Source organism: Cupriavidus basilensis (assembly GCF_000876015.1).
Taxonomy (GTDB): domain Bacteria; phylum Pseudomonadota; class Gammaproteobacteria; order Burkholderiales; family Burkholderiaceae; genus Cupriavidus; species Cupriavidus basilensis_B.
In genome coordinates this window covers 1-19,901 of the sequence record NZ_BBQM01000021.1, presented here as the reverse complement: position 1 = coordinate 19,901, position 19,901 = coordinate 1, and the positions used below count along the sequence as shown (strand labels likewise).

28 protein-coding genes are annotated in these 19,901 nt (G+C 66.2%); 5 read left to right on the top strand and 23 right to left on the bottom strand.

What is annotated here, in order from left to right; all coding sequences use genetic code 11:
- From KF708C_RS35870 to KF708C_RS23230, 23 genes are all read right to left on the bottom strand, one after another.
- Entirely contained in the window at positions 1 to 666 is a 666-nt protein-coding gene (locus tag KF708C_RS35870) for a virion core protein, T7 gp14 family (protein WP_156173929.1), read from the bottom strand.
- 2 nt (positions 667 to 668) lie between these two features.
- Entirely contained in the window at positions 669 to 1,145 is a 477-nt protein-coding gene (locus KF708C_RS23325; protein WP_059413447.1) for a hypothetical protein, read from the bottom strand.
- The gene (locus tag KF708C_RS23320) at positions 1,146 to 3,227 is read right to left on the bottom strand and encodes a hypothetical protein (RefSeq protein WP_059413446.1); all 2,082 of its coding nucleotides are present in this window, start codon (positions 3,225 to 3,227) and stop codon (positions 1,146 to 1,148) included.
- A complete protein-coding gene (locus KF708C_RS23315) occupies positions 3,227 to 3,910 on the bottom strand; it encodes a hypothetical protein (RefSeq protein WP_059413445.1) in 684 nt (227 codons plus the stop codon). Before KF708C_RS23315 ends, KF708C_RS23320 begins: the two co-directional genes overlap by 1 nt.
- Before the next feature lie 3 nt (positions 3,911 to 3,913).
- Positions 3,914 to 4,069, bottom strand: a complete 156-nt coding sequence (locus KF708C_RS35865) for a hypothetical protein (RefSeq protein ID WP_156173928.1) — start codon at positions 4,067 to 4,069, stop codon at positions 3,914 to 3,916.
- Entirely contained in the window at positions 4,066 to 4,650 is a 585-nt protein-coding gene (locus tag KF708C_RS23310; protein WP_059413444.1) for a hypothetical protein, read from the bottom strand. Before KF708C_RS23310 ends, KF708C_RS35865 begins: the two co-directional genes overlap by 4 nt.
- A 63-nt stretch (positions 4,651 to 4,713) precedes the next feature.
- Positions 4,714 to 4,887, bottom strand: coding sequence for a hypothetical protein (locus KF708C_RS35860; protein WP_156173927.1), 174 nt, complete (start codon positions 4,885 to 4,887; stop codon positions 4,714 to 4,716).
- A 12-nt stretch (positions 4,888 to 4,899) separates the two neighbouring features.
- Positions 4,900 to 5,337 (bottom strand): Bbp16 family capsid cement protein, encoded by a 438-nt coding sequence (locus KF708C_RS23305; RefSeq protein ID WP_059413443.1) that lies wholly within the window; start codon positions 5,335 to 5,337, stop codon positions 4,900 to 4,902.
- Positions 5,338 to 5,366: 29 nt separating this feature from the next.
- Entirely contained in the window at positions 5,367 to 6,416 is a 1,050-nt protein-coding gene (locus tag KF708C_RS36505; RefSeq protein ID WP_059413442.1) for a major capsid protein, read from the bottom strand.
- Between the two features lie 12 nt (positions 6,417 to 6,428).
- Positions 6,429 to 7,115: a hypothetical protein gene (locus KF708C_RS23295; RefSeq protein ID WP_059413441.1), complete on the bottom strand. Its 687-nt coding sequence runs from the start codon at positions 7,113 to 7,115 to the stop codon at positions 6,429 to 6,431.
- Complete coding sequence (locus tag KF708C_RS23290; RefSeq protein WP_059413440.1) at positions 7,081 to 7,422, bottom strand: Bbp19 family protein; 342 nt, start codon at positions 7,420 to 7,422, stop codon at positions 7,081 to 7,083. Before KF708C_RS23290 ends, KF708C_RS23295 begins: the two co-directional genes overlap by 35 nt.
- A gap of 42 nt (positions 7,423 to 7,464) precedes the next feature.
- On the bottom strand, positions 7,465 to 7,794 hold the full coding sequence (gene gp10 / locus KF708C_RS23285) for a capsid staple protein (protein ID WP_059413439.1): 330 nt from the start codon (positions 7,792 to 7,794) through the stop codon (positions 7,465 to 7,467).
- Between the two features lies 1 nt (position 7,795).
- A complete protein-coding gene (locus tag KF708C_RS23280) occupies positions 7,796 to 8,185 on the bottom strand; it encodes a Gp49 family protein (protein WP_059413438.1) in 390 nt (129 codons plus the stop codon).
- A gap of 10 nt (positions 8,186 to 8,195) precedes the next feature.
- Positions 8,196 to 9,896: a portal protein gene (locus tag KF708C_RS23275; RefSeq protein ID WP_059413437.1), complete on the bottom strand. Its 1,701-nt coding sequence runs from the start codon at positions 9,894 to 9,896 to the stop codon at positions 8,196 to 8,198.
- Positions 9,897 to 10,259, bottom strand: coding sequence for a hypothetical protein (locus KF708C_RS23270; RefSeq protein ID WP_156173926.1), 363 nt, complete (start codon positions 10,257 to 10,259; stop codon positions 9,897 to 9,899).
- 5 nt (positions 10,260 to 10,264) lie between these two features.
- Entirely contained in the window at positions 10,265 to 10,543 is a 279-nt protein-coding gene (locus tag KF708C_RS23265; RefSeq protein WP_197090417.1) for a hypothetical protein, read from the bottom strand.
- 148 nt (positions 10,544 to 10,691) lie between these two features.
- Positions 10,692 to 12,218, bottom strand: a complete 1,527-nt coding sequence (locus KF708C_RS23260) for a terminase (protein ID WP_156173924.1) — start codon at positions 12,216 to 12,218, stop codon at positions 10,692 to 10,694.
- 182 nt (positions 12,219 to 12,400) lie between these two features.
- Positions 12,401 to 12,970: a terminase gene (locus KF708C_RS23255; RefSeq protein ID WP_156173923.1), complete on the bottom strand. Its 570-nt coding sequence runs from the start codon at positions 12,968 to 12,970 to the stop codon at positions 12,401 to 12,403.
- 41 nt (positions 12,971 to 13,011) lie between these two features.
- The gene (locus KF708C_RS23250) at positions 13,012 to 13,248 is read right to left on the bottom strand and encodes a hypothetical protein (protein WP_059413433.1); all 237 of its coding nucleotides are present in this window, start codon (positions 13,246 to 13,248) and stop codon (positions 13,012 to 13,014) included.
- Between the two features lie 166 nt (positions 13,249 to 13,414).
- Positions 13,415 to 16,084, bottom strand: a complete 2,670-nt coding sequence (locus KF708C_RS23245) for a hypothetical protein (protein WP_059413432.1) — start codon at positions 16,082 to 16,084, stop codon at positions 13,415 to 13,417.
- Between the two features lie 14 nt (positions 16,085 to 16,098).
- On the bottom strand, positions 16,099 to 16,368 hold the full coding sequence (locus KF708C_RS23240; RefSeq protein WP_059413431.1) for a hypothetical protein: 270 nt from the start codon (positions 16,366 to 16,368) through the stop codon (positions 16,099 to 16,101).
- A complete protein-coding gene (locus KF708C_RS34810) occupies positions 16,365 to 17,045 on the bottom strand; it encodes an HNH endonuclease (RefSeq protein ID WP_082079729.1) in 681 nt (226 codons plus the stop codon). Before KF708C_RS34810 ends, KF708C_RS23240 begins: the two co-directional genes overlap by 4 nt.
- Positions 17,046 to 17,048: 3 nt before the next feature.
- On the bottom strand, positions 17,049 to 17,309 hold the full coding sequence (locus KF708C_RS23230) for a helix-turn-helix domain-containing protein (protein WP_059413429.1): 261 nt from the start codon (positions 17,307 to 17,309) through the stop codon (positions 17,049 to 17,051).
- A gap of 83 nt (positions 17,310 to 17,392) precedes the next feature.
- Here KF708C_RS23230 and KF708C_RS34805 point away from each other — a divergent pair, with 83 nt between their 5' ends.
- The 5 genes from KF708C_RS34805 to KF708C_RS23215 form a co-directional block, all read left to right on the top strand.
- Entirely contained in the window at positions 17,393 to 18,046 is a 654-nt protein-coding gene (locus KF708C_RS34805; RefSeq protein ID WP_082079725.1) for a helix-turn-helix domain-containing protein, read from the top strand.
- Between the two features lie 17 nt (positions 18,047 to 18,063).
- A complete protein-coding gene (locus KF708C_RS34800; protein WP_082079723.1) occupies positions 18,064 to 18,621 on the top strand; it encodes a DUF4823 domain-containing protein in 558 nt (185 codons plus the stop codon).
- Between the two features lie 150 nt (positions 18,622 to 18,771).
- Positions 18,772 to 18,954, top strand: a complete 183-nt coding sequence (locus KF708C_RS23225; protein ID WP_059413428.1) for a hypothetical protein — start codon at positions 18,772 to 18,774, stop codon at positions 18,952 to 18,954.
- 31 nt (positions 18,955 to 18,985) lie between these two features.
- Positions 18,986 to 19,468 carry a hypothetical protein gene (locus tag KF708C_RS23220; RefSeq protein ID WP_059413427.1) on the top strand — a complete coding sequence of 161 codons (483 nt, stop codon included), beginning with the start codon at positions 18,986 to 18,988 and terminating at the stop codon, positions 19,466 to 19,468.
- A 29-nt stretch (positions 19,469 to 19,497) separates the two neighbouring features.
- On the top strand, positions 19,498 to 19,901 hold a 404-nt coding region (locus KF708C_RS23215), incomplete at its 3' end, for a DUF7666 domain-containing protein (protein WP_197090416.1).

The following is a 19,901-nucleotide window of genomic DNA, read 5'->3' as shown; positions in this document are numbered from 1 at the left end:
TTATTCCTGGTCCGGGTACTGAGTATCCATCGTGTAAGTACCGCGCCCGCCACCAGAAACCGCCGGCGCGCCGTTGCTGAAGGCCCCGTTCTTGTAGAGGTCGTACCACTTCGACGCCACGCCGCTGGCGCTGCCCAGCAGCGACGTGGCGGCCGAGCCCGTGGGGCTGACCGCATCCGCGCCGGCGCGGTACGCGCTCGCGTTGGCGCGGTAGTTGTCGGCCTGAACCCGGTAGCCCCACGCGGCGCGCGCGGCGTTGTTGCGGATCGTGTCGATGTCCACGTCGCGCATGTACTCGGTCGACGCGGCGATGTTCACTGGCGAGCCTTCCGCCAGCGAGACGCCGTTGGCCGCGGTGGCCGCGCGCTGCTTGCCGCTCAACTGCGCGGTCTGCTGGCGCAGGCGCATTTCCTGCGTCACGCCCTGCCGCTCGGCGTCCTGCGCTTGCAGTTCGGCCAGGCCGGCGTTGCGATCGGCGACGGACGCGTTGTACCGCGCCACGGTCTGCTGGCCGGCTGTGGCGTTGCCTGCGCTGGCCGCGCTGCCGGCAGCGCCGACCACGGCCGGCAACAGCGAAGCCCAGCCACTGCCGCCACCAGCGGAGGCGCCACCCAGCAGCGATGCGCCTCCCGCGCCCGCGGTGGCGCCCCCGGTAGCGAAACACATGATCAGGCGTCCATATCAAAGGGGTGGAATGGTAGGCCGTAAGGGCCCATCGGAACGGTGCGGGCGTGCACGGTGAACCCGAGTCGCTTCAGCCAGCGGATGCTTTTTGCGTTGCGCGCGTCCACGTAGTTGGCCAGGCGCGGATAGCAGCCCTTCATGATGGCAAGGTACCGAATGCCGACCTTGGTAAGTGCACCCGGCCGGCGTTCCATTTCCGTGGTGCCCATCATCCACGGCTGCGCCTCGGCGCCACCCAGCAGGGTCGAGGTAGGCACCAGGCCGCCGATCATGCCAAGCCGGCCGTCAACCAGGATCGCCCACGCGTGCGAGGACCGCTGCAGGATCTCGCGCATGGCGGCATGGAAGTCGGCGTCCTCACCGAGCGTGGCCTGCAGTTCGGCCAGGTCGTCGGGCCGCAGCCGGTCTATCAGGTCGCGGCCGTCCTGCTCGGTCGGCCACCGCGTTTCGATCAGCGCCATTCAGCCTCCGATTGCGACTTCCATCGACATGGCCGCCAGCGTCACCGGCAACGGTGCCGTCTGCCGGATGCAGACCGAGCCGTCCTGCCCCCACGAGGGGTACAGCACCTGCTCCAGTTCGCCCGTCTGCAACCCCGGCGGCATGCCGTAGGGCTCGGTGGTGCGCACCTTGAGTTCGGCCAGCTGCTTCTCGTCGAAGCTGGGCCCCACACGCAGGCCGAGCGTATCGACCACGCGCAGCCACACCTTGTTCACGTTCTTGGCGCGCCCCTGCCCAAGGGCCTGCGTCTCAAAGGACAGCGGCACCGTCTGCAGGTCCGCGGTGATCGGCAGGCCGACGGTGATCACGCTGGCCGGATTGTCGAGGGTGATCGCGCCGCCGCTGACGACCTGCTGCGGCAGCACCGCGCCGTCGGCGAGGATGCTCACGGTCTGCCCCTCGAGATGTGCCAGTCCGGTCACGGCGCCGCTGATCGGCGCGCCGTCGTAGCGCGCGCCAGCATCGACGAAGAACGCATGCGCCTGGTCGCTGAGCTGGCGCGTCTGGAAGCGCTCCACGTAGCGCACCGTCTGCCCGTTGATCGTGCGGCGCACGACCACGTAGATAGCGTCCTCGTCACCCTCGCCCACGGCGCACACCGACTCGAAGGTGCCGCCCAGCGTGACGTGGTGGTGCCAGCCGCTGACCTGCTGCTCGGGCACGTAGGTCAGCGCCACCAGGTCGCCGTCGGACGACACGGCCCACATGACCTGATACGGGGCCTTGGCCAGGGCCATGTCCACGATCTGCTTGCCCTGGAACAGATGCGGCGCCACCAGCGACAGGTCGGCCGAGACGTAGCGGTAGCCGCCCTGGGCGTCATAGGCGTAGGAGAACTCGTTGACGCGCCCGCCGCGCGCGCGCGCGTAGAGGATGTTGTTGCCGACCACGGCCGGCTGCACGCTGTTGGCGCCGATGTAGCTCTGCGGGCGCGCCGAGACCGTGCTCGGCGTGAGCGGGCCCGAGTCGGTAGACTGGATCCGCCATTCCGCGTTGGCGGTCAGCAGCACCAGCGTCGCCAGCGGCACCAGGTGGCGGATGGCGTTGACCTCTCGCGCGGCGATGCGGAACACGATGGCGTCGTCGTCGCGCGTCGGCAGGGACTGCGTGAGGTTGCTCTCGGTCGCCGAGCGGGTCATCCACACCGTCTGCGGCCGGTTCACGGTGGCGGCGAACGCGCGGCGCTGCTCATAGTAGGAGACCGCGGCCGGATAGTTGCCGGCGCCCACGAATGGGTTGACACCGCTGGGCGGCGTGCGCGACGTGTCGGGCGTGATGTTGTCGTCGATGAACGTCGTGCCCACCGCCTGGCCGATGTAGCCGAACACCCCATTCTGGCTCTTGTAGACGTTGTACCGGTCGGCGCCACCACCGGGCGCGGCCCAGTTCAGGGTGATGATGTTGCCGACGATGTTCAGGTCGATGGTCGCCGTGGCGGTGCCCGAGGCAATGGACTCGTCGAACAGGTTGCCGTCGAGCTTGCCGGCCGTCACCGCATAGATCTGCGCCACCGGCGTGCCGCCGCCCGGGCCGCTTGCCACCGCGGCCAGGGCCGTGGGCGGGTCGACGTTGGGCTGGAACGTGATATCGGTCAGGGTCCAGTTGAGCGCGCCGAGCCGGCGCAGTTCCTTGGGCGGGTAGCCCGGGTGCACCAGCGTGAGCACGTCCGCCGACTGCACGTAGTGGATATCGAACAGGTCGGCTTCCGCGTAGGGCGTGGCGACCTCGTATGGCACGCCGGGCGACGACTCGAGTGTGGCGCCCATTGTGTGGAAGCGGATCGCGCCGGGGCTGAATTCGAGCGCGAAAGTCTGCTCGGTATTGAACGAGAACGGCACCAGGCGCGTGCGCTTCGTGCTGTCCTTCACCTCGCGCACGAACTCCGTGCCCGGCCGGTTCACGGCGGGGCCGTGCGGCAGCACGATGAAATTGCGGCAGATGGCAAGCCCGGTCTGGAACTTGGCGAGGTCCACGCGCCCGAACATCTCCGGGCTGATCTCGCCGCCGGCGAACGATCGGTCAAGGGTGCGGACGTTGGCCATCAGCGCCTCGCCATCCAGGGCACCACCTGCACCGGTGTGTTCTGCCGCGAATTGGCATTCGACGTGGTGGCACGCGAAAGCGCGCCCTGGAATGCCTGATACGCGGTCTGTGCCGCCTGCGCGCCGGCGTCGCCTTTGATGATTGGGCCGGCCAGATACGACGCCAGCAGCCAGCCGAAGGCGTCGACGAACAGCGGGGTGAACTTCGTGGGGTCCGTCACCTGCTTGGTGTAGCGCAGGATCGCGTTTTCCTGGTTCGTGTAGATGACGGTCGTGCCGTCGTCCGCCGATTCCACGCTGAAATCCTGCGGCACGTAGGCCGCGCCGGCGCCAACCACCCGATCTTCGGGCAGCGGGAAGAACCCGACGTCCGCTGTGGGGAAGCGCACGGCATAGTCGCTGAGCGCATCGGGCGGCAGCACCGCCCACGGCTTGATGCAGTCGGCCGGCACGGCGTAGGTGAAGCGCCACGAAGGCCAGTCCGAATTCAGCAGCGCGAGCGCGACACGTGTGGTGGCGAACGACCACGCGTGCATCTCCAGCAGCAGGTCGCGGCAGATCGGATACCACTGCGCGCAGTGACCGGCCTGCGGGCTGCCCTCCGGCGGGTCGATGCTGGAGACCGTGGCCTGGTCGCCCAGCCGGGACAGCGCCATATTGCAGATGTCGACTTCGGAGGCCATGACTTATTCCGTGGCGGGGACTTCGTCCCCGCGCTGATACACCGTGTACTGCTGCCCGTCGCAGACGATGGCGATGGCGTCTGCGGGAAAGGGTTGCGTTGGGGCCAGAAGCAGGTCATCGCCCTTGGCACCGATGTTCACTACCGGGATTGTGATCATGGGTTCAGCAGCTCCACGGTGTAGGCTTCGAGGGTGATCGTGTCGGAGGCGTTGGTGAGAATCCCGGTAAGTGTCACGTTCTGCGCTGACGTCATGTCCACCGTTGTGAGAACTGGAGAGTTCGTTGTCGTGCCGAAACCAGTCGAGCCGAACCCCTGTGTAACTTGGCTGTTGGTCGCGCCTCGCGCGCGCGTTACAGACTGCTGCTGCCCCGAATTTGTTGTAGTTGTCGAGAACAGAGAGATTTGTGACGCACCCAGCCGAATCACGCACGATTTTGCATTGGCGCCGTTGGTGAAACTCCACAACGCCGTAACCCGCAGCGCGCCATTCGGCCCCATAGCCCCGGCCGGGATCGGGATCGTCGCGAGGACCGTCTCGGACGTGGTGCCCGTCACCGAGACCGGCGCGCCCGACTGCCACAAGCGCTGATTGGTCAGGAACGCGCCGGGCGCCGGGCGATAGCCACCCGGCAACAGGTTGCCTGCCAGATCACGCTCCCGGCCAAACCGATCGACATAGCCAACCACGCAGCCTTGCGCATCGATCAGCGAGCTGACCACCATATCGCCATTGGCCATCTGTTTCTCCTTGTGCGAACGGGGGCGCAAGGCCCCCGTCGGTTCGTGCCTGCGGCGCGGGCGTTACGCCAGGTCTTCGGCCTTGCCGCGGCGCGTGGCTTGCTGCTTCTCGTCCTTCTCGACGGGGACGAACCACGTTGCCTTGGCGCCGTCCTCGACCTCGAAGACGTCGCCCGGTTCGCGGAGCTGGTGGCCGTCCTTGCCGGCATAGCCTTGTGCGGTTGCGCGTACCAACATGCTGGTGTCTCCTTACTGAACAGTGAAGCCCGAGGCGTAGGGCTTGTTGGCCTGCACGTCCTTGGTCAGGAACGCATCGGCGGCGCCGGCCGTGGTGGTGGCCGTGCCGATGCGGTAGACCACGCGCAGGTAGCGCTCCAGGCCGATGGGCAGACGCGACTTGACGATTTCCGCGCCGGCCGACAGCGCCGCGAGGGCCAGCGCACTGGACATCGGGTACTCGGTCGGGCTGGAAAACGACACGTTGTCGTCGGTCTGCAGCACCACCTGCACGGTGGCCGCGCCGCCGGAAGTGACCGTGGTGCCGATGCGGACGTAGAGGTACATCTCTTCGCCGATGCCCACGTCCGCCGGCGCGCCGGTGTCGTAGACATTGGTGGAGACCACATCGCCGGCCGCCGCCGCGATCGACTGCGCCAGCGAGAACGTTTCTTGGGTATCGAGAATCATGGTGTCGACTCCGTGTTTTCGGTTGGCGCTTAGACCACGCGGCCTTCGGTGGACAGCAGCTGGTCAACCGTGCGGATGGGCACGCCCTGGAACGTCAGCGTGCCGTTGCCCAGGCTGCCCGGCACGACCTGGCCGAACTGGTCGATGGCCGGGCGGATGCCGAGCGCGTTCTGCGACTTGTCCAGCGCGGCGATCGACAGCCATTCCTTGACCGTGCGGTTGGCGTAGAACACCGGCTTGCCCATGCCCATCATCGGGATGCGCGCCATCGCACGGATCAGCAGCTTGAGCAGCGCGGTGGCCGCGGTCGGCGCCTGCGTGCCGGTCTGGCCCACGAGGTCGGAGATGTCGATGTTGGCGATGCGCACCGCGTAGCGCCAGTCGCGCACCGTGATGCCGCACTTCCACTTCCACAGGTCCGCGTACGCGCGAAAGCGCGCCGGCGGGGTCTGCTGGTCGAAGGCGTCGATCTCGCCCAGGTCCTGGTGCTGCAACCCGGCTTGCGAGCCCTTGGGGTAGATGCCGGTGACGGTGTTCTCGCCCCACACCACGAGCCACACGGAAGCGTTGTCCGAGCCGGTGCCGCCGCCGTCGACGATGTTGCCGCCGTTGAGCGCGGTCAGCGACGAGTAGCGCGGCGCGAGGCCGGTGAAGCGCTCCGGGGTCACGGTGGTGTCACCGTAGAACAGCGCCTGGCTCAGGGCCTGGTTCATGCCCTCGACCTCGGCCTGGGCTTCGGACAGGCGGAACGCGCTGCTGTTGCCGTTGAGGTCGGCCAGGTCCCTGTCGACCTCGTTGCGCGCTTCCAGCATGCCGCAGGCGTCGTCCACCTGCGCGCGCTTGGACTTGGTGGGCTGCACGCCCTGGTACAGCTTGCGCCACGTTGGGGTGGGCAGGCCGGTGCGGACCGTGGTGCGGTGGCCGGTGGGCAGGTTGCCCTCCTTCCACGTCATGTCCAGCAGCGCTTCGTTCGATTGCGTCAGCAGTTCGATCACATCCGCGACGGAACCGTCGGGGTTGATCGACTTGGCGAAGTCGGTCAGGGTGACTGCGCCGCCATTGCTCGGAAGGGTCGCCATGTCGAAGGCTCCTTATTTCGATGTCGTTTTCGAATACAGACGGTCTGCAGTCGAGCGCGGCGCCGCAGCACCCTTCCCGCCCACGAACCGGTCTTCACTGATCGCCTTGCCGATCTTGACGAACGTCCGGATGAACTCCGGGTGGTTGCCGAGACCGGTCTCGTTCAGCATCGTTTTCAGCGCAGGGCTCACGAACTGGTCGACGGCCGTCTTGGCCACCGCGATGTTCGCGTCGAACTCGGCACCGCCGAATTCCTTGTCGGCCCGGGCTTCCTCGGCCCACGTCTCGCGGGCACGGGCCAGTGCCTCGGTCTGCGCGCCGGTGATCTTCTGCGCGTGCTTCGCGCCGAGATCCGCCAGCTTCTGCGCCTGCTCCTGCGTGAGGTCCAGTTCCTTGGCGATGGTCTTCAGCTCGCCCGTGAGCTCCGCGTCCATCTCCACACCCTCGGGCGCGGCGAAGTCCTCGTACTGCTCGGGTGCCTTGGCTGCGGGGGTTTCCTCGCCCTCCTTGGGCTTGGCTTCCCCTTCCTTGGCACCGGGCTGCTGGCCGTCGCCCGGCTGGGCCTCGGTCTGCGATGCTGCTTGCTGCTCGCCGCTGGGTGCTGCGGTGCCGTCCGTGAGGACAGTCGTCGCGGCCGCGCCGTCGGCGGGTGTTGCGCCGGGATCAGTTTGCGTTTGGCCGGTCGTTGCTTCGTTCATGCTTCATATGCTCCGAAAGCATTTCCAAATAGCGGTCCGGGCAGACTGCCTCGATCAGCGCCTGGAGCTTCAGCCCCACGTTGCGTTCCCCCTCCATCCGCGCCATCTGCAGCGCATTGGGGTCGAAGCAGGAGCGGTAGGTGCCCGCCAGATTCAGCAGGTGGAGCACGAACCGCCGGCCCGATTTGTTGCTCATGATCCGGTTGAGGTCATCCGAAAGGGCACGCTCCATCTGCTGGGCTTGCTTCGCCCGCTCCTGGGAGGCGCGCTCTTGCGCCCGCGTGTCCATAGGGTTGTAGCCGGTCATGTGTTCGGAGAATAAGGGCCGCGGGCGGAGGTATGTGCACCCTTAGCCGTAGAGGCTGGTGGCGATATCGCCGGCGCTGCGCGCGGCCGGCGCCGCGGGCTCCAGGGCCATGTCGGTGATCTGCAGCCCGAGGCAGGCGTCGGCGCCCTCCTGGTTCTCGTACTGCGAGATGCGGGTCACGCGCACGCGGGCGATCAGCTGCATGGCGCTGCCCACGGCAGGCATGTCGGTGATGCCGAGCTTCTTGAGCGTTTCGTCGTCCAGGTCCAGACACAGGCCATACGGGTAGCGCGGCGCGTCCTCTGCGGACGGCGCGATACCGCTTTCTTCCTTCGCCTCGGCCGGGCTGAGTTTCATCGACACGAGCTGCATGTCAGTCTCCCCGACGATCGGCCAGTTGGGACCGGAGCTCGTAGCCCATCAGCGGCCAGATCTTCTGCACCGCGTTCTGCCGCGCGATCTTGCGGCCGATCTCGGCGTCGAAGTTCTCCGGGCTCGCGCAGGCTGACTCGCCGGTCACGGTGAAGCCGTTGCGCAGCACGAGCACGCAGAACGTCAGAAGATCCAAGGGCTCTAAATCGCCATCGTCAACCCGTGGAAGTTCCGTTCCAACGTACGTTTCGTTGACGATGGCACCGAACCTTCCTTCTGCACCGGTGAAGTAATGCTCACTGGCGATGTTCGCCTCGATGTCGCCCGGCGTGACGCGCGACGCGGTCTTGCCTTTGGCGACGATTTCCTGCTCGATGGTTTGGTCGATCATGCTGCGGCTCCTACTGGTAGGACTGCGGCAGGGTGTAGCCGCTGGTCAGGTTCATCAGGTCGCTGAGGCCATTCGGCTGCGCGGTATCGATCGAGCCCAGATCCTTGGCCGTGGCCGCCATCTGCTGCGTGGCGGCGGCCATCGCGGCGGCCTGCTGCTGCTGGGCACGCTGCTGGCGGATCAGGGCCACCTTTTCGTTGCCGACGATGATGCGGGGGTCGACGCCGAGCTGGTCGGCGTAGAGGTCGACGTACTGGTCGGCGTCCACCTTGTCGAGTGCTTCGGGCTTCATCTGCGCGATGGTGCCCAGGCCCATGACGAACCGGTCGGTGCTGTTCACGCCCACAGCGCGCTGCGCCTGCGCCAGCATGGAGATGAACTCCACGTTCAGTTCCTGCCCCTGCATCTCCTGCGGCGGCGGCGGCAGCAGGCCCAGCGACAGCATGCGGGCGAAGGCGCGCTCCACCAGCGGGTTCAGAGCCTCATCGTGCAGCCGCTCGAGCGTGGGGCCGAGCATGAGCAGCTTTTCCTCGTGGCGCTCGGCCACCTCGGTGGCAGTCATCTGCGTCTGGTCCTGGCCCTGCAGCATCAGGAACAGATCCACGAAGAAGCATGCGTTGATGCGCTGACGCACGTCCTGGATGTCGGCCTGCAGGTAGGACAGGTTGAGGTTCACGTCGAACATCGTGCGGATGCTCGACTGCGTACCGGCGCCGTCGTAGTAGGTCACGCCGCCGGGCAGCATCTGCACATCGCGGTTCTTGAGCGCGGCCGGCACCTGCAGGGGCGGCTTGGTCTGGAAGTCGATGGCCTCGGCCTTGCGCAGCTGCTCGTGTTGCAGCTGCTTGATGTCGCCCAGCGCCACCATGCCCGGCGAGTTGCCGTAGATGTCGCTGCCGAACAGTTGCCAGCGCGGGCAGATCGCGGGGAAGGTCTTGAACCCCGATTCGCGCAGGTAGGACTTGTCGCTCTCGGCGCCCTCTTCCCAGTACCAGGACGCGAACGGCATGTTGGCCGCGTCGCCCTTGCGCGTGTCGCGGTCCGCGCGCGGCTCGATCAGGTGGTAGATCGTCACCCACGCATCGTAGTTGCCGGCGGCGTGCAGGCTCTTCACCGCCTGGCTGCAGTTGGCCAGGCCGAATTCGCGCACCATCTGCGCCACCGTCTTCTGGAACTTGCGAGCCAGCGTGTCGACCTCGCCGCGATAGTTCGCGCTGATCCGGTACTCGCCGCAGGTCAGCGGGTAGCCGTACAGCACGCTGTCGAAGTCGTCGGCCAGGAACGTGGCGGCTGTGCCGTACAGGCCCAGCTCGAGGTAGGCCGAGTGCAGGAACTGGTAGACGTTGGTGCGCTGGAACAGGTCCAGCATGCGGCGCTGCACGTCGTTGAGCCACAGCTTCACCGGCTGGAAGCTGGCCAGATCCGGATCGGCGGTGCCCAGCCGGAACCACGGCCGCGCCGGGCTCGACATGCCGGACATCAGCCCGGCGCCGAGCACGTTGAGCGCGCGGGTGGCCGTCGAATCGTAGATGTTGCCGTACCGACGGTTGCCCAGGTTGCGGTCGGTTTCCTCGAAGCGGCCGGCGAACGGCAACACGAAGTCCGACAGCTGGCCGTACACGCCGCGCCACGAGGTCCACTCGGTATCGAGCGCACCGTAGCGGCGGCGCAGGTTCGGGATGGTCGGCGCGGTGGGCGAGTAGTCGGCCATTTACGCTCCGAGCAGGGTGTTGCCGCCCAGCGCGAGCGCATTGCGCGCGAGCTGGTTGGGGTCCAGCTGCACGCCGCCGGGGCCAGTGAGCAGCGTGCTGCCGGCGCTGGCAGAGGCGCCAGCAGCGTTGCCGGCAGTGGCTGCGCCTGCGTACTTGGGCGCCTGGGCGGCGCTGGTGGCGGTCTGTGTGGTCGCGCCGGTGGTGGCGTCCTTCGGCTTGTTGACCGCATCGGACTCGGCCCAGGTGCTCTTCATGAGCCCAAGCGGATCGCCCACCCGGGTGCGCGAAAGCCCCAGCGGGTCAGCGATCTGCGGCGCCGATTTGAAGATGCCGGCCGGGTCCATGATGGCGGGCGTGCACATGCGCATCAGCCTCCCAGCAGCGTGTTGGCGCCGAGCGTGTTGCGCCCGAGGCCGAGCTGGTTGGGGTCCACGCCCGTGGCGCCGGTCAGCAGGGTGTTGCCCGCGCCCGTGTTCACGGCCGAGTTGTCGATGCCGGCGGCGTTGTTCTGCACCTGCGTGCTGGGCGCCTTGGCCGACTGCGTGGTAGTCGGCGCCGCAGTCGCGGCTTGCTGGCTGGCCTTGGCCGCGCTCTCCGCGGCCTTGCGCTGCTGGTTCGAGGAATAGACCGTGGCTGCAGCGCTCACGCCGGCAGCGATCAACGGGATTGCGGCTACCCAGCAGCCACACTTGCGCCGGTCTTCCGGCGAGCGGTCCAGTGCGACGCGGCGACGCGTCGGGAATTCTCGGTTGTCGTAGTCCATGCTCAGGTTCTCGGGCTGCCATAGCCAGCGCTCAACGCGGGATCAACGTGGCATACGGATCGTATGGCGGTGCGCCGGAGGTATGTGCACCCGGCAGGTCCTCGCGCCGCGGCGTGTCGATCAGGGCCAGGATCAGCGCACTGGCATAGTCCGGGCTGCGCTGGATGCGCTTGATGATCTCGTCGCGGCTCTCCACGCAGATCGCCTTGCCCTGCAGGCGCCACCGCGGCGCGCACAGGTCGGCAAGCAGCCGCTGGTCGGGCGGCAGCGCGATGCCGTTGTTCGCGGCCGGATCCAGCGCTTCGCGGATCTGCCACCAGTACTGGGATCGCAGGTTGGGGAACGTGAGCCGGCCGGACTTGTCGGTCGCGGTCGAGCCTTCGGCCACGTTCACGCCGATCGTGGTCTGGCCCGCCTGCTGCAGGAAGTCGTAGGGGCTCGCACCCACGCCGATCACGTCGATGTGGATCGGGGCATTGTCCCGGCGTGCCGCGATCACCAGGCCGGCCACGGTGGGGCCGTCCGGGGTCTGCGTGCCGGGATAGGCCAGCAGTTCGTCGAACCACATGCCGTGCCGCCGCGAGATGATCGTGTTGTCCTTGCCGCCGCGCGCCACGTCGACGCCCATCGAGTCCATGCGCGGCTTGACCTCGCGGCGCTTCCAGCGGGCCATCGCCGCCTCCACCCACGCGGTGGGGATCACCTGCATGGCATCGTCCTCCATGCCCGCATGGAAGTCGCCGTACAGCATCTGGGAGCGCAGTGGCTCGGGAAGTGCTTGCAGGGTTGCCATGTAGCCGGTCCCCATCAGGTAAGGGTTGTCCGCGATGCGCGAGGGGATGAAGGTGCGCGACTCGGGCGTGATCGTCTCGCCGTCGTGCTGGAACGGCGTGCCGTCCACGACCTCGATCTCCTTGCCGCCCACCATCGCGAACCAGCGCAACTCGCCGGGCGCGGCCGGGCATGGGTGTTTATGGTCCAGCCAGGGCGCGAAGAAATCGATGATCCAGCGGCCTTCCGCGCTCGTGGGTGGGTTGAAGCACAAAAGGGCCTGGCACTGCTGGTTGGGGTCCACGGATCGCAGCCAGCCCAGCAGGAACCGCACCTGGCCCTCAAGGAAGTTGGCCGCCTCGTCGAACACGAGCAGGTCGTGTGGCCGGCCCTGATAGCCGCGCTCGTCTCCCGGGTTGGGCAGGCTGGCGAACTCGATCTGCAGGGGGCGGCCGTCGGGGCGCTGGGTGCGCCAGATCTTCTTCTGGCCGTTGTAGCCGAGCTTGTTGCCGATCAGCTCTTCGAGACGGTCCTCGATGCCCGTGAGCTCGGTGCCCACGCGGCGCAGCATCATGGCCTTGCGGTGGCGCGTGAGCGCCTTGCCGCAGGCCAGATCCGTCTTGCCGCCGCCGGCCGCGCCACCGTAGCCGATGATCTTGGCTTGCGACTGGTAGGCCATCGTCTGCGGGCCTGGCAGCGGGGTCCACGGGTGGCGCCGCTTGAACTCGCGCGCCAGTTGCAGGGCGCGCTCCAGGCGCGCCCGCTCGCTACGCGAGGTCGCTCCCATCGCTCGTCACACCAGCTTTCGCGCTTTCACCCGTTCGAGCACGGCGGCGCGATTCTTGGCGTAGTAGCTCGCGTTGGCTTTACTCACGCACATCTTGCAGGTCGTCGTGCGCGCGGTACCTCCGCGTTTGCGAGGGTAAAAGTCAGCGGAGGGGCGGTTCTTGCCGCATCGTTGGCAGACCATTACGCGAGGTCGCTCCCGTCGTCGGCATGGGTGGCGCCCTGCAGCACGCCGGCGACACCCAGCGCGGCGATCTCGGCGCGGATCTCGTCGTCGCTCATCTCGTTGAGCGCGAGGTGGCCACTGAGCTCGACCTTGCTGTTTTCGCGGTACTTCTCGGGATCGTGGGCCTTGAGCAGGAAAATGGCCAGCGTGTCGCTGTACTCGCGCACCGCGGCCACCTTGTGGTTGCCGTGCTCGTCGAGTACGGGTTCCATCTTCGGCAGACCGTGGTAGTCAAGAGCCGGATTGCCGTCCGCGTCCTTGACCTCGCGGAACAGGTAGGTGAAGCGGCCCTGGTGGGCCAGTGGCTTATCGACACCCTCGAAGGCGCGGCGATGCGCTTCGTCCTCGAGGGCGGTGACGCCGACCTTCATTGCGCTGTCCCAGGCGGCCGCGAAGTCGGGCATCTCGGATCGCCACTGGTACGCAGTTTGCCGCGAGATGTCGACAGCCTTGCACGCCTTGCCGACTTGGCAAGTCTCGGCAAGGGCAGCGCAGAAGGCGGTCAGCTTTTCCGGGGTAAGTTTCATGCCACGCAGTATCCGACGCTCTTCGCGAGGTATGTGCACCCCTACCCGCTCTCGACGACACGCCACCCCATTGCGGGCTGCCCGCGGCGCAGACCCTTGACGATGTAGCGCACGCAGGACGGCGAGCACTCGAAGATCGCGGCCAGGCGTTTGTACCCGATCCCCTCAGCGCGAAGTTGCAGCATGCGCTCGACGTCGGCGTCGGTCAGCTTGGCCCGTGGATGGTCCTCGCCGATACGCATGCCCTGATCGTTGACCGCTACCGTGCGCTTGGTCATGGTGAACTCCTTTCCTGCAAGAAATTGCGGATTGAGCGTGTCCCGGGGTCTACGGGGTCTTACGTGTACGAATTCAGTCCATTTATATAAACTGTCACACTGACAGTTTCCGTACATCAGCTAAAAACATACCCGTAAGACCCCGTAGACCCCGGGAAAAAGAACGTCACCCCGCAGTTTCAACCCTCCATTTCATGATTTTTTTGTCGGTGTCTAGCGAACCTGCAAAAAATTGCGAATTAACGATCTCGTCACGATGTTTGCTGATGTAGGTTCCAAGCCTACGTGCGGAAAAATTGCGGTCTCCGTCCGATAGTTCCTCTACCGCTTCCCGCAATTTTTCGCGTGCTGGCGATTCCTCAAGGCTGTCCGTCTCCCCGCGCAGCGCCTCCGCCGCCGTCACCGCCCGGTCCCCGAACACCCCAAGCCACGCTTCCATCACCCGCCCCAGCAGCACTTTCTCCGGGTTCTCGTCCGCCGCGCGCAGGGTGGACGCCGCCGGGTCCTTGAGCCCCACCGCGCCGCCGACGCCCATGTCGGCGCACCACACCACGCACTGGCGCACCAGCTGGTCCCACACCTCGAACGAGGCCAGCTCTCCCTCGCCCATCGGCACGCCCAGGGTCTGGTAGCCCCGCAGGACCGTGAGCGCGGCCCGCACCAGCACCTGGCGGCTGTCGCGCACCTTGACCAGGGGGTCGAACGGGAACGAGCGCAGGAACGGCGTCTCGCTGGCCGCGTCGATGCGGCAGCGCAGGATGCGCCGGCACGCGTCACCGCGCACGGTCAGGTTGTTGCCGCTGGCGATGAACATGGCGCGGTTGGGCACCGTCTTGTTGCTGCTGGCCCCCAGCACGCGGTCGCTGAACTCGGCCGCGGTCAGGAAGGCGTTGAGCACGGCGCCCTCGAGCGGGCGCACCAGGTTGTCCCAGATCACGCAGCCCGCGCCGCCCAGCAGCAGCGAGAACAGCGCCTTGGAGGCCTCGGGCTCGTCGCGCGGCGGCGCGTACACGGCGGCGCTGTTGCCGCCCAGCACGGCCACGCACTGCGCTAGCTTGGTCTTGCCGGTGCCGGCCGCCGGCGCGTCGAAGGCAAAACCCGGCGCGGTCGGGATCGCACGGCGCAGCACCGCCGTCAGGAGCGCGGCCAGCATGACGCCGCGCGACTCGTCGTCGGCGAACGGGAACATGGCGAACGGGGCCCACAGCTCGGCGAAGGCCTCCTGCACCTGGCCGAAGGTCGGCGCCACCGGCACGCGCAGCGGGTCACGTTCCTCGGACAGGAACAGCAGGCCCGTGGCCTCGTCGTAGCCCGGCATGTCCAGCGCCGTGCCGTCCGGGCGCAGCGTGGGCGCCGTGATGACCGCGGTCAGCTTGGGCAGGCCGCGCTCGCCGGTGCGGTCGCAGATGAACTTGGCCAGTTTCTCGGGCGCGTCGGCCGGCACCCAGTCCTTGGCGCGGCCGTCGAAGCGCTCGAAGCGGATGACGCGGCCCAGGTAGTCCAGTATCCAGGTGGGCGTGGCGATGTGCACCCGGCCCTCGGCCACCCGCGCGATGGCGCCGTCGCCGAAGTCGAACACCTCGCCCTGCGCGCGCAGGATGTCGAGCGAGTCGTCGGCGAGCCGCGACATCTCGCCCGCCTGCAGCTTGAGCAACCGCGGCTGGCGCACCAGGTCATAGCGGATGCCGCCATGCGCCCAGCTCCACAGGTACGGTCGCCCGCCGCTGCGCAGGTTGAGCCAGGCCACGCGCCGGTCGTTGCGGTAGCCCGGCTCGCAGGGGTCCGCGAAGCGCTTGTTGTGCCAGCGGGCCGGGTTGTCCAGCACCTCGCCCACGGTCACGGGCCGGCCTTCCTCGGGCATGAGCACAAACTCGGCGTAGAGCGTCTCGTCTTCCAGGGCCGCGCGCACGATCTCCCGCGCGCGGTCGATATCGATGTCCTGGGTGACGGCCAGCCCCTGGGCCTCGTCCTCGATGTAGGCCGCGCGCACGCGGTCTGCTTCGGGCCTGACGCGCGCGCGCGCCGCGGCCTGCATCTCGGCCAGCTGGATGCGCTGCTGCGCATCGAGGTCGGGGATGAGCCGGGAGTCGAACGCCTCGGCGCCACCGTTCCAGATCTTCGGGTCCGGCCGGCGCTGCACCAGGGGCGGGTGGCACATGGCACCGGCGGCGAAGTCGATGCGCTCGGGCTGGTAGACCGAGCCGTCTATGATCGAGCGGTCGAGCAGCCGGCCGTTCTTCGACACCAGGTAGTGGCCGTAGCCGGCCAGCCACGTGTAGGCGTAGAGCGCGGCGCCCGCGCGCTCGATATCGGTGCCCTGCAGGAACGGGATGTACATGCGCTGGCCGCGCAGCCCTGTCACCGGTGCGCCGCCGTCGCTGCGCTCGATGAACGACGAACTGCTGGCGCACCACAGCATCGGCGCGCCGGACAGCGCCGGACACGCCTTGATGAGCGCGTCGCGCAGCGCGTCGGCGCTGTTGAGCGGGTCGGAAGCGTGATCCGCGTCGTGGTCGCACATGAACATGGCCGGGCCCGCGGCGAACGAGAAGTAGTCCCGGCTGCGCGCGATGGCGCCGGGGTGCTCGTGCATCACGTCTTTGGTCACGACCGTGGCGCGCGGCTTGACGGTCAGGCCGTAGGCCAGCGCCTGGTTGTGCTTGAGGGACTGCAGCAGCGCGGCGAAGCCGTGGAGGTCCGCCACCTCGATGCGCTCGACCTCGCCGTGCGCGAGGAAAGCCTTGGTGTGCTTGACCACGCGGCCGTCGGCGTCGAGCGAGAAGACTTTGGTGAGCTGCGCGCGGTCGTTGGTCAGGCGGGTAAGGGAGATGGTCATCGGTTCACGGCCTATCACCGAATGAGGTGACGCGTCACGCCGGTGATCCCCGCCGGCAGCTTGGTTTGATCTTCTGCGGGTTTTTCGCCTTCGAAGAAATCGGCGACATTGGCACCGGTCGCCTTCAGGTAGTCGACCTCCACCTTGGCACTGTCGACCAGGACACGGGCGACATCGGCCACGGCACGAGCCCGGTCGATATCCATGGGGGTTTCGCGGTTGCGCAGGTCGGCCAGGGTGTCGAGAAGGTGCTGGCGCACCGTGGTGATGTTGTTGGAGCTCATGATTGCTTTTCCTTTGCCTCGCGAACGATACGGTTGACCTGGCGTGTAATCGCGCCTTTGAGCTGCACCAGCTTGGCGAGCTCGGGGGACTTATTGCGGGGATGGTTGCGGCGCGCCAGCTCGGCGCGACTGACGAGCTCGAGCGCATCGAGCGTGATGAGCGCTGCATCCGTCGTATGCCTTCCTGGCAGGAACGCGATTGCGTGGCCGGCAGGAACAGGACCGTGCGCGGCTTCCCAGACCAGCCTATGCACTACCACCCAACGGCGCGCCGGAACGATGTTCTGGTCGTCCGTCACCTTGCGCTCGAGATAGCCGTCCTTGGTGATCTTCTCGCTACCGATCGGCACATAGTTGTGGGACTCTTCTGGGGTGCGTCCTTTCTTGAACTGGGCGCGCCGGCAGTTCGGATGCTTGCCGGTGCTGCCTTTCAAACCTTTGTTCCAGGCCTCCTGACCCGGCAGAAAGCGGCATGCCGAGCCACGGGTACCATCCAGGCGAGCCGCAGCCGGACTGGCCAGATAGGCTTCCGTCTTGCGCAACCCCAGCCTGGCTGCCAGCCGGTAGACGGTATTCACCGGGATCGCGAGAGCCCGAGCGATGTCCTCGGTCCGCGAGTCGGCATAGAAAAGCTGTACCACTTCGATTTCGTGGGGGTCCCATACATGACGTGACATGGCTCAGCCCTCCTGCTCGGGCATGACCGGGGCGGCGTGGGCGCGGAGGTAGGCCCAGTCGACGGACGGATTGAGCCGTTCGCATCGAACACGGCCGGAGGTGTAGCGCTCGATCGTTGGGCAGTGCTCGGGGGGCACGCGCCCACGGCGGATGTAGTCGTAGACGGCATGCCGCGAGACATCAAGCAGAGTGGCGACCGCAACGGCGCCGCCGACCTCATCGATAGCGCGCCGCAGCTCATCGGAGTGAACGTTGGTTCTCATGTGTAGCATCTCCTTAAAGTAAAGTAATGCTACACAGAATATAGAAGCAACGCTACACAAACAAGTGTTAAGTTACCCTTACCATGAATGTCGGCCACCAAATCCGGGCTCTACGCCTCAAGAACAAAATGACGCTCCAGCAAGTTGGAGACGTTTTCGGCATCACACGAAGCGCTGTAGGCTCGTGGGAACGGGGCGATACGCGCCCTGATCAAGATAAACTTTCCCGTTTGGCCAAGCTCTTCGGCACCACTCTGGACTATCTGCTTAATGGCAACCCAGCCAGCAGTAGCATAGAAACGAGCCCTCATCTCCCTGTACATCGAAAGCTCGGCCTCCCTTTGATTGACATCGGAGAGGCCGCCAAGTGGAGGGAAAAGATGACGGAAGAAGAAAAGGAGCGATGCGTTATCGAACGCATCCCATGCCCCTTTGCGCACAGCCCGGACGCATTCATTACTATCGTGCCTGGGCAAAGCATGTACGACCCAACCGGATCAAAATCCTACAGCCAAGGCGACTTCATAGCAGTCGACCCCGCGCACACAGCAGCGAGCGGAAGCATGGTTCTCGTTCACAAGGAAAACACGGGAGAAACACTTTTTCGACAGTTACTGGTTGAAAACGATAAACGCATGATCCAGGCGCTCAACAAAAAGTGGCCGGATGGGATAGAGCAACTTAAGGACGAGGACACTATAATCGGCGTAATCATCGGAAAGTGGGTGCCGGAATAGACAGGGAGATATCCATCATGAAAACAATAATGGTCCTCAGCGCTACTTTGTTATTAGCGACGGGTTGTACCGCAAGTTACAAATCTTTCTCGACAGATGCGCAATCTACAGTCAGGCCGCTAGATTCTGCGGGTTCCGTGTATGTGGCGGTCCCCGCAGATGGCTCTTACGGCTCGAAAGAGTATGGCGGAAGCGGGCGCCTAGTGGCCAGCACGCTGGCTCGCGAGCTCTCCAAGAAAGCCGCCGGCGTGGATGTCGGCGAACGCGTCGAGAATCGCAGTGTTGCGTTCGAATCTGCCCGAAAAGTAGGCGCCCGCTACACGGTGGTCCCAGTGGTCGTGCAGTGGGAGCAACGGGCTACCGAATGGTCCGGGCGCCCTAGCCGTATGGCTGTCGATATCGCGGTCTACGAGACAGGCTCAGAAAAACGAATCAGTTCGCGATCGATCGTCGCGCGCAGCCGCATTGCGTCGTTCACCTCGACTTCGCCAGAAAGTCTGCTGGCGAAACCGCTCCGGGACTACGTTGCTATCCTCTACGGTGGCAGCGAACCCCCGCAAGAAACAGCAGAATAAGATAGCGGTTTTGTAACTCCCGCAGCACAGCCCGCCCCGAGCGGGCTTTTTCTTGCCCTTGTTGTGAAGTCATGCTTGACATAAGCGATAGTTTCGCTACACTCCGTCATGTCAAGCAATACTACACAACGAACCGCACGGGGCAGGACGATGAGCACCACCACCCTTCAGGCCGAGGGATTCCGCTACTGCGCGAATCCTGCGCGCACCGACTACCGCTGGCTGCCCGCCGTGGTGCTGCGCCAGTGCTACCCCGACTGGACCGACGTCACCGATCTGGACGACGCGCAGTTCGAAGCCTTCGTGCTGACCCACCCCGATACCCCGCAGTAACCCTCCCACATCCCGACAAGGAGAACTACCCATGTCCGCAGTTCCCAACATCAAGGAAGTTGCCGTGCACGTCCGTCGTGTCTTCAGCGACGGTTCGGAAGCCACCTTCAACGCCACCGCCGCGAGCCTGCAGGACGCGCTCGCCGCCGCGCAGTACCTGGCCGGCCAGGACATGCCCGTCACCGCAGCAGCAGCACCGACGCCCGCGGGAAACGCGCAGGACTCCGGCTCGGCTACGACCCCGAAGTCGTCGCAAGCGTCTGCGTCGACCACGTCGAAATCTTCCGGCGAACCGAAGCCCGACGCCGCGCCGGCGCTGGACTACGAGAAGGACATCAAGCCGCGCGTGCTGTTGCTGTCGAAGGACAAGGGCCGTGAAGCGACTATCGCCACGCTCTCCCGCTTCGGCGTGACCAAGGCCACCGAGCTCAGCAAGGAGCAGTGGCCGGAGTTCCTGGTCTTCGTCAACAAGGTCATCGACGGCGAAGTGAATCCCGAGGACGCGCTGGCCTGACCACGAAACCCACCTAGGAGGACACCACGATGGCGAAAAACAACACCGCGCTGGTAATTCGTACCAGCGACAAGAATCGGGTTTCGCGCAACGGCTTCCAGTGGCCCGAGAGCGGTCCCGTGAAGTGCCCCGACTGGAATCCGAAGCCGGTCTGCGGCCAGGGACTGCACGGTCTGCTGGACGGCATCGGCCACTACGGGCTGCTGAGCAGCGCGCACGATGCAGTGTGGCAGCTCGTCGAGGTCGATCGCACCAAGGTCATCGATCTGGACGGCGAAAAAGTAAAGTTCGAAGAAGGCAACGTGGTGTTCACCGGCGGCATGGCCGGCGCGCTCACGCGGATCAGCAAGGAATGGCTGCGTATTGCTTTCGAGGCCAGCAAAGAAGCCGCGACCTCGGGCAACGACGCCCACGCCGCGACCTCGGGCGACCG